Origin of the sequence: Bauldia sp. (genome assembly GCF_020442045.1) — a bacterium.
GTDB lineage: Bacteria > Pseudomonadota > Alphaproteobacteria > Rhizobiales > Kaistiaceae > Bauldia.
The window spans coordinates 1-6,482 of record NZ_JAGRLA010000082.1; the positions used below are offsets into that span (position 1 = coordinate 1).

The following is a 6,482-nucleotide window of genomic DNA, read 5'->3' on the forward strand; positions in this document are numbered from 1 at the left end:
ACAGCACGCTCGTCAGAGGACATTGCGTCCTTCGAGGCTCGGGCTCCGCCCTCGCACCTCAGGATGACGGGGAGGGGCGTGTTGGAGCGTTGCTCGGGCTCCGCCTCGCACCCCCGATCGAGCCGGGGGCAGGCCCTCAGGATGGCGGGGAAGGAGCTGCCCGCCGGCCGGCCCCTATTTCGTCCCGTAGAGCCGGTCGCCCGCGTCGCCGAGGCCGGGGACGATATAGCCGTGGTCGTTGAGGTAGTCGTCGATCGCCGCGGTGTAGATCGGGATGCCGGGCTGGAGCTTCCGGAACCGCTCGATCCCCTCCGGCGCCGCGAGCAGGCAGACGAAGCGGATGTCCTGGGCACCGCGCTCCTTCAGCTTCTCGATCGCGGCGCTCGCCGAATTGGCGGTGGCGAGCATCGGATCGACGACGATCACCAGCCGGTCGCCGAGGTCCTCCGGCGCCTTGAAGTAATATTCGTGCGGCTCCAGCGTCTCGGGGTCGCGATAGATGCCGACATGGGCGACACGGGCCGAGGGAACGAGGTCGAGCATCCCGTCGAGCAGGCCGTTGCCGGCGCGCAGGATCGAGGCGAAGACCGGCTTCTTGCCCTCGAGGATCGGCGCGTCCATCGCCGCCAGCGGGGTGTCGATCCGCATCGTCGTCAGCTTGAGGTCGCGGGTGACCTCGTAGGTGAGGAGCAGCGCGATCTCGCGCAGCAACTGGCGGAAGCTCGCCGTCGAGGTGGACTTCTCCCGCATCAATGACAGCTTGTGCTGGACCAGCGGGTGATCGACGAGGGTCACGCCTTCCATGGCTTCCATCCGATTGTCTCTGGTTGTCGTTCCGGGCTCCGTTGCCGGCAAAACTAGCCGCCACGGCGCCGGAGGCCAATGCAAAGAGGCTGCCGGCCAACGATTCCGTGTCAAATCCGCCGGACTATCCACAGGCTGGCGCCTCTCCTATTCTCGGGGCCACCGTGATTGGCAGGCCACCCATGAGACGCGCCATCCTCCTCGTCCTCGATTCCGTCGGCATCGGTGGTGCCGAGGACGCCGATCAGTTCGGCGATGCCGGCGCCGATACGCTCGGCCATATCGCCGAAGCCTGCGCCCAAGGCGGCGGCGACCGGCCCGGTCTCAGGAGCGGGCGGCTCTACCTCCCCAATCTCGACCGGCTCGGCCTTGGCCTTGCCGCGACCGCCTCGGTCGGAGCGCCGATCCCCCCGCTCGGCTACGAGGACGCGGTGGAGGGACGCTGGGGCTATGGCGTCGAGACCTCGAAGGGCAAGGATACCCCGTCCGGGCACTGGGAGATCGCCGGCGTACCCGTGACTTTCGACTGGGGCTACTTCCCCGACACCGTTCCCTCCTTTCCCGCGTCGCTGACCGGGGCGCTGATCCGCGAGGCCGGACTGCCGGGCATCCTCGGCGACAGGCATGCTTCCGGCACCGAGATCATCAAGGAGCTCGGCGCCGCGCATCTCAGGACCGGCAAGCCGATCTGCTACACCTCGGCCGATTCGGTGTTCCAGATCGCCGCCCATGAGGAAGCCTTCGGCCTCGACCGGCTCTATGAGGTCTGCCTCGTCGCGCGGCGGCTCTGCGATCCGCTCAACATCGGCCGGGTCATCGCGCGGCCCTTCCTCGGCCACGACGCGGACGACTTCAAGCGCACCGCCAACCGCCGCGACTATGCCGTGCCGCCGCCGGAGCCGACGCTCTGCGACCGGGCGGTCGAAGCCGGCAGGCGCGTCGTCGGCGTCGGCAAGATCGCCGACATCTTCGCCCATCGCGGCATCACCGAGGTCGTCAAGGGACCGGATGACGACGCGCTGTTCACGGCTTCGCTCGATGCCCTGCGGACGCTCGGCGACGGCGACCTGATGTTCATCAACCTCGTCGAGTTCGATTCCCTCTATGGCCATCGCCGCGACGTCGCCGGCTATGCCGGGGCGCTCGAGGCCTTCGACCGGCGCCTGCCTGAGCTCGAGGCCGCCTTGGAGCCGGGCGACCTCGTCATGATCACCGCCGACCACGGCAACGACCCGACCTGGCGGGGCACCGACCATACCCGCGAGCACGTCCCGATCCTCGTCTTCGGCCCGGACGTCGGCGGCGGCGCGATCGGGCGCCGCGACACCTTCGCCGACATGGGCGAGACGATCGCCGCGCATCTCGGGCTCGCGCCCGGCCGGCACGGGACGTCCTTCCTGTGACGGCGCTGCCCAAGGCCGAGCTCCACTGCCATATCGAGGGCGCGGCGCCGCCCGCCCTCGTCCGCCGTCTCGCCGGCCGCTACGGCGTCGATACCGCCGGCATCCTCGACGACCGCGGCGGCTACGCCTGGCACGATTTCGCGAGCTTCCTCGACACCTATGGCCGGGTCTCCGCCCTCTTCCGCTCCGGCACCGACTTCCGCGACCTCGCCCATGCCTATTTCACGTCGATCGCGGCCGAGGGGGCGATCTATGGCGAGATCTTCATCGCCCCGGACATCGCCGAGGCCGGCGGCGTGCCGGCCGCCGACTACATTGCCGGCCTCGATGACGGCATGGACGCCGCGGAGGCCGAGACCGGCATCGTCACCCGGATGATCCTCACCGGCGTCCGCCACCTCGGCCCGGCGCGGGTCCGCGCACTCGCCGAAACCGCGGTCGCGCATCCCCGCATCACCGGCTTCGGGATCGCCGGCGACGAGACGATGCACCACCCGCGCGATTTCGCCGACGCCTTCCGCGTCGCCCGCGAAGCCGGCCTCGGGCTCACCGCCCATGCCGGGGAGCTCGCCGGGCCGGAGAGCGTGCGGGCGGCGCTCGACCATCTCGGCGTCACCCGGATCGGCCACGGGGTGCGGGCGATCGAGGATCCGGCGCTGGTCGAGCGGCTTGCCGCCGAGGGAATCGTGCTGGAGCTCTGCCCGAGCTCCAACGTCGCGCTCGGCCTCTATCCGGACATTTCCCGCCATCCCTTCCGCCGGCTGATGGAGGCGGGGGTGCGGGTGACGGTCAATTCCGACGACCCGCCCTATTTCCACACCTCCCTCGGCCATGAATATGAGCTGCTCGGCCGCGACCAGGGGCTTGGCGATGCGGCGCTGCTCCAGGCGACCCGCACCGCGATCGAGGCCGCCTTTGTCGACGACAAGACCCGCGAGACGCTTCTCGAGCGGGTCGATGCGGCCGCCACTGGCGCCTGAAGCCACTGTTTTTCCAGCATTATTCAAATCATTGTGAACCGGATCACCGCGGATTTGTGACGGTCGTCACTGCGGTGGGCCACCCCTCCCCCCATATTCCGTTCATCGAACAACGCGGCGCCATTGGCCGCAGCAAGTGAGGGGTCAGGACCATGAAGGCCTTCGCAAAGATCATCGCCGTCGCCGCTTTCGCAGCCGCCGCGATCGGCATCTCCACGCCTTCCGAGGCCGGCCTGTTCTCGGCCTTCCAGCCGAAGCCGACGGTGGTCGCGAAAATCTCCCTGTCGCAGCAGAAGCTCTATCTCAACGTCACCGACAACCGCGGCCACAGGACGAGCTATGTCTGGAATGTCTCGACCGGCGCCGCCGGCTACGCCACCCCGAAGGGGCACTATCGTCCGACCTGGCTCGACAAGGACCACAAGTCTTCCCAATACGAAGACGCTCCCATGCCCTATTCGGTCTTCTTCGTCGACGGCATCGCGGTCCACGGCACGCAGGCGACCGCGAAGCTCGGCCAGCGCGCCTCCCACGGCTGCGTCCGGCTGGCGACCGAGAACGCGGCGACCTTCTTCAAGGTCGTCCAGGCCTACGGCAAGTGGAACACCAAGATCATCGTGACGGACTGAATTCCCAACGGACTGGGCAGGTTCCCCCCACCTGACGACGCCATCCCCGCCACCCCAAGCCCAGGCGTCTCCTCAGTCCCGATACCGCCGCCGTCCGGTCCCCCCGCCGGGCGGCGGTCGGTGTTTTTGGGGGGTATGAATCCGCCTGTCGGTGACACCTCGGCCGCGAAACGGGGGCTCAGCTAGCGTCCGGCCCGATCCGCTCAAGCACCGCCGCCGATGGCTCGGCCGGACCGTCTCCGACCGAATAGGCGGCCCGCAGCGCCGCTTCCGCACGCTCGGCATGCGCCTCGGTCCGGGCATGGACGATGGCAAGCGGCACGTCGTCACCCCCAACCGTCGCCCCGAGCCCGGCAAGCGCGGTGAAGCCGACCGCATGGTCGATCGTGTCGGCCTCGCGCGCCCGGCCGCCGCCGAGCTCGACGACGGCGACCCCGATCTTCCGGCCATCGATGGCGTCGACGATCCCGGCCTGGTTCGCCGTCACCGGGCGCACCACCGGCGCCGCCTTGAGATAGGTCCCAGGCTTCTCCATGAAGTCGCCCGGCCCGCCGAGCGCCGCGACCATCCGGCCGAAGAGCTCCGCCGCGCGGCCGGAGGCATAGGCGTCCTCCATCTTCGCCCGGCCTTCGCCGGTATCGGCGGCGAGACCGCCCGAGGCGAGCAATTCGGCGCCGAGCGAGACCACGACGTCATGGAGGCGCGCGTCACGATGGCGGCCGGTGAGAAAGTCGACCGCGTTCATCACCTCGACGGCGTTGCCGGCGGCCGAGGCCAGCGGCTCGTCCATGCCGGTGATCAGCGCGCTGGTCTTCAACCCGGCCCCGTTGGCGACCGAGACGAGGCTGCCGGCAAGCTCGCGGGCCGCCTCGATCGTCGCCATGAAGGCGCCGGAGCCGGTCTTGACGTCGAGCACCAGGCCGTCGAGCCCGGCGGCGAGCTTCTTCGACAGGATCGAAGCGGTGATCAGCGGCACCGATTCGACCGTCGCGGTGACGTCGCGGATCGCGTAGAGGCGCTTGTCGGCGGGGGCGAGGTCGGCGGTCTGGCCGATGATCGCGCAGCCGACCGCCTCGACCACCCGGCGGAAGGTCTCGAGATCGGGCTGGGTGGTGTAGCCGGGGATCGAATCGAGCTTGTCGAGGGTGCCGCCGCTATGGCCGAGGCCGCGGCCGGATATCATCGGCACGAAGCCGCCGCAGGCGGTGATCGCCGGGGCGAGCATCAGCGAGACGTTGTCGCCGATGCCGCCGGTCGAGTGCTTGTCGAGGACGGGGCCCTCGAGGCCGGTCCAGTCGAGGACCGCGCCGGAATCGCGCATGGCCAGGGTCAGCGCCACGGCCTCCTCGCGGCTCATGCCGCGGAAGAAGACCGCCATGGCGAAGGCGGCGACCTGTCCCTCGGTCACCGAGCCATGGGTCAGCCCCTCGACCAGCGCCGCGATATCGGCCGGATCGACCGGCTGGCCCTCGCGCTTCCTGCGGATGATCTCCTGCGGCAGCAGCATCGGCCTCACTCCAGCCCGCGGTCCTGGAAGAAGCGGCGGAGGATGCGCTCGAGCTTGACCGCGCCGACCGGCCCGAGCCGCTTGGTCTCCTCGTGGGAGAGCTCGGCACCGGTCATCCCGGCGGCGAAATTGGTGATGGTCGAGATCGCCGCGACCTTGAGCCCGAAGAAGCGGCCGAGGATCACCTCCGGCACCGTCGACATGCCGACCGCGTCGGCGCCGACGACACGCGCGAAACGGATCTCGGCGGGCGTCTCGAAGGAAGGTCCCGAGAACCACATATAGACGCCGGTGGCGAGCGCGATGCCCTCGCGTTCGGCCGCGCCATGCAGTGCGCCCCTGAGACGCTTGTCATAGGCGCCGGTCATGCCGACGAAGCGGTCCTCGCTCGGCTCGCCGATCAGCGGGTTGATGCCGGAAAAGGCGATGTGGTCGGTTATCAGCATCAGCTCGCCGGGCCCGACCTCGTCGCGCAGCGAGCCGGCGGCATTGGTCAGGATCAGCGTGTCGCAGCCGAGCGCGGCCAGCGTCGCGATCGGGACGCGCATCGAGCCGGGATTGCCGGTCTCGTAGAAATGCGCCCGGCCGGCAAGCACCACCACCGGCACGCCCTCCAGCCACCCGGCGATCAGCTCGCCGCTATGCGAGGAGACCCGCGACACCGGAAATCCCGGCAGGTCGGCATAGGGAATCCGCACCGGGTTGATGACGCTGTCGGCGATCGCCCCCAGCCCCGAGCCGAGCACCAGGCCGGTGGAATAGGGAAGGTCGGCGACTTCACGGATGATGGCGGCCGCTTCGGCGGCCTTCTCGTTGCTCACGGTTCGTCCGGCATGGCGAAGGCGGCCGGCAGCAATTCGCCGAGCCGGTAGGTCTCGGTCCGCTCGCCGGCCGGATCGACGAGATGGACCACCGTCCCGGCCATGCCGAATTCGGCGAGACGCTGGCGGCAGCCGCCGCATGGCGACACCATCCGGCCGTCGACAGGTTCGGCGACCACCACGACCTCCTCGATCCGGCGTCCCTCGGCGGTGCCGGCGCCGCAGACCATCGCCGCGATGGCGGAGGTCTCGGCGCACCAGCCTTCCGGATAGGATGCGTTCTCGACGTTGCAGCCCGCATGGGTCGTGCCGGCACCGCTGCGCAGCGCCGCGCCGAC

General features: G+C 69.6%; 7 protein-coding genes. 3 read left to right on the forward strand and 4 right to left on the reverse strand.

Features of this window, described 5'->3' with window-relative positions; all coding sequences use genetic code 11:
- Window positions 1-174 precede the first annotated feature (174 nt).
- On the reverse strand, window positions 175-804 hold the full coding sequence (upp, locus tag KDJ86_RS09115; protein ID WP_291744884.1) for a uracil phosphoribosyltransferase: 630 nt from the start codon (window positions 802-804) through the stop codon (window positions 175-177).
- A gap of 182 nt (window positions 805-986) precedes the next feature.
- On the opposite strand from upp, the gene KDJ86_RS09120 reads away from it, so the two are divergent.
- From KDJ86_RS09120 to KDJ86_RS09130, 3 genes are all read left to right on the forward strand, one after another.
- On the forward strand, window positions 987-2,207 hold the full coding sequence (locus KDJ86_RS09120) for a phosphopentomutase (protein ID WP_291744874.1): 1,221 nt from the start codon (window positions 987-989) through the stop codon (window positions 2,205-2,207).
- The gene (locus tag KDJ86_RS09125) at window positions 2,204-3,187 is read left to right on the forward strand and encodes an adenosine deaminase (protein WP_291744876.1); all 984 of its coding nucleotides are present in this window, start codon (window positions 2,204-2,206) and stop codon (window positions 3,185-3,187) included. Before KDJ86_RS09120 ends, KDJ86_RS09125 begins: the two co-directional genes overlap by 4 nt.
- Before the next feature lie 152 nt (window positions 3,188-3,339).
- Window positions 3,340-3,816, forward strand: a complete 477-nt coding sequence (locus KDJ86_RS09130) for a L,D-transpeptidase (RefSeq protein WP_291744878.1) — start codon at window positions 3,340-3,342, stop codon at window positions 3,814-3,816.
- Between the two features lie 178 nt (window positions 3,817-3,994).
- Here the strand turns inward: KDJ86_RS09130 and deoA are convergent, their stop codons facing one another.
- The 3 genes from deoA to KDJ86_RS09145 all read right to left on the reverse strand — a co-directional run.
- On the reverse strand, window positions 3,995-5,320 hold the full coding sequence (deoA, locus tag KDJ86_RS09135; protein ID WP_291744886.1) for a thymidine phosphorylase: 1,326 nt from the start codon (window positions 5,318-5,320) through the stop codon (window positions 3,995-3,997).
- 8 nt (window positions 5,321-5,328) lie between these two features.
- Window positions 5,329-6,144: a purine-nucleoside phosphorylase gene (locus KDJ86_RS09140; protein WP_291744879.1), complete on the reverse strand. Its 816-nt coding sequence runs from the start codon at window positions 6,142-6,144 to the stop codon at window positions 5,329-5,331.
- On the reverse strand, window positions 6,141-6,482 hold a 342-nt coding region (locus tag KDJ86_RS09145; RefSeq protein WP_291744882.1), incomplete at its 5' end, for a cytidine deaminase. The genes KDJ86_RS09140 and KDJ86_RS09145, both read right to left, overlap by 4 nt.

Bases quoted from the DNA above. Each gene is read 5' to 3' on its own strand.
- upp (WP_291744884.1), bottom strand. From the start codon at position 804: ATGGAAGGCGTGACCCTCGTCGATCACCCGCTGGTCCAGCACAAGCTG.
- KDJ86_RS09120 (WP_291744874.1), top strand. From the start codon at position 987: ATGAGACGCGCCATCCTCCTCGTCCTCGATTCCGTCGGCATCGGTGGT.
- KDJ86_RS09130 (WP_291744878.1), top strand. From the start codon at position 3,340: ATGAAGGCCTTCGCAAAGATCATCGCCGTCGCCGCTTTCGCAGCCGCC.